The organism is Pseudoalteromonas sp. Ps84H-4, assembly GCF_024124645.1.
Classification (GTDB): Bacteria; Pseudomonadota; Gammaproteobacteria; order Enterobacterales; family Alteromonadaceae; genus Pseudoalteromonas; species Pseudoalteromonas lipolytica_C.
The window spans coordinates 1-1,592 of sequence record NZ_JAMXSK010000069.1; the positions used below are offsets into that span (position 1 = coordinate 1).

At 38.6% G+C, this 1,592-nt stretch carries 3 protein-coding genes; all 3 read left to right on the top strand.

From position 1 onward, the window contains the following. The first annotated feature begins 133 nt into the window (after nucleotides 1-133). The 3 genes from NH454_RS22200 to NH454_RS22205 all read left to right on the top strand — a co-directional run bounded on the left by NH454_RS22200 (nucleotide 134) and on the right by NH454_RS22205 (nucleotide 1,476). Entirely contained in the window at nucleotides 134-304 is a 171-nt protein-coding gene (locus NH454_RS22200; protein WP_235374287.1) for a hypothetical protein, read from the top strand. Between the two features lie 250 nt (nucleotides 305-554). Further along, nucleotides 555-677, top strand: a complete 123-nt coding sequence (locus NH454_RS22405) for a hypothetical protein (RefSeq protein ID WP_290442663.1) — start codon at nucleotides 555-557, stop codon at nucleotides 675-677. Between the two features lie 178 nt (nucleotides 678-855). After that, nucleotides 856-1,476, top strand: coding sequence for a hypothetical protein (locus NH454_RS22205; protein ID WP_212748038.1), 621 nt, complete (start codon nucleotides 856-858; stop codon nucleotides 1,474-1,476). The last annotated feature ends 116 nt before the right edge of the window (nucleotides 1,477-1,592 follow it).

Consider the following 1,592-nt stretch of genomic DNA (forward strand, 5'->3'; position numbering starts at 1 on the left):
AGGCAATCGTAAGACTAGCCGAGTCAAAAGCTCGACTAGCGGTGTCCAACGAAGCGTCAAAAAAGAAAGGTTAGTAGCTTAGGCTATTATCTTGGAAGCTCGATGCCTTTAGGCGCGAGTAGTTCACGATGGTGTGGATATTAGCGAACTGCGATACGTATTTTTTGAGGAATGGGAAAAAGAAAATAAGAGCGAATACAACGAAAAGTATTACAAAAACCCTAAAGACAAAGGTAAATACTTATACGATTATCACTTAAAAGACATGAGCTTCACTGAATTACCGCTTGATACTAAGTTGTAAATTTACTTGCATTTGAACGTAGTATGTTTACTATTTTATAGCTATCCCATGCTCCACGTTTGGCATTACGACCACTGGACTTGGGCGAAATTGCCGGCCTCTTCAGGCCGGTTTTTTCAATTATGGACAATAGAAAAGTACAAAGTGAATACTCGTGTTGTTTGAAGTATAAGTCACTTCAAACAACAACTCGCGTATACATAGACGGATATAACTTTTACTACGGCTGTTTAAAATGTACAAATTTTAAATGGCTATAGGAAATGTTAGCGATGATATGACCGATACGTACATTATACCTGATCCACAACAATTAACTGATGCATTGAATGATTTGTATAAGACAGTGCCAGCCCTCGGTTTAAAAGAGTAAGTGATAGGTAAAGAATTTGAAAGGGTAATTGCTACGACCAAGCTAGCCCATATAGGTTTTTAAGATACAAAAAAACCCGCATAAAGCAGGTTTTTTTGTTTTCTTCGTATGTCTACAGGGGGAGGCATAAAGCCAGCATATCCCATAGCTAGTAAGTGAATTGTAAAAGGAGTTGACGATGCCGTCAAGTAATATCAAAAGGTCATTATCTGACTCAAGGTTGAGTACATATGAACAAATTGTTTTTAATGGTACAGCGTTGAGTACAGAGCAAGCATTAAAGCTCTATGCATGGAATGCACAAGTGTCTGCGGCGTTTTTTGCGCCACTTCACCTTTGTGAGGTGGTTTTTAGAAACGCTGTATCTGAAGCCTTGGAGAGAAAATATGGGTTAAATTGGCCTTGGAATACTACATTTGAGCGTAGTTTACCAAACCCTGATAGAGGCTATAGCCCAAGACGTGATCTAATAAATGCCAGAAATGGACAGAACACAACAGGAAAAGTTATTCCCGAATTAAAGTTTGTATTTTGGGAGAAACTGCTAACGAGAAGGTTTGATGATCGTTTATGGACTCCATTCTTGCGTACAGTATTTCCTAATCATGAAGTAACTTTATCAGTGCCGGAAATGCGAAATAAATTGAGGGTTCTTCTTGAGAATGTCAGGGGATTAAGAAATAGAATTGCACATCACGAGCCTATAATTGCGCGAGATCTAGAGTTAGATTTCAAGAATATTGATTTACTAATTAACTATCGCTGCTCAGATACTGCACATTGGACATGGCCTTGTTGATCAAATGCAGCTCTCTAACAAATTCACTTAACTTACTGATATTTAGGCAGACCAAGGGTGTTGATCTTATTTAGCGCCTTCACTTTGATCATCGCTTCAACCAGTTGGCGATTGTA

What these genes read in the sequence shown, in the direction of transcription:
- NH454_RS22405 (WP_290442663.1), top strand. Translation starts at nt 555, where the DNA reads ATGGCTATAGGAAATGTTAGCGATGATATGACCGATACGTACATTATA.
- NH454_RS22205 (WP_212748038.1), top strand. Translation starts at nt 856, where the DNA reads ATGCCGTCAAGTAATATCAAAAGGTCATTATCTGACTCAAGGTTGAGT.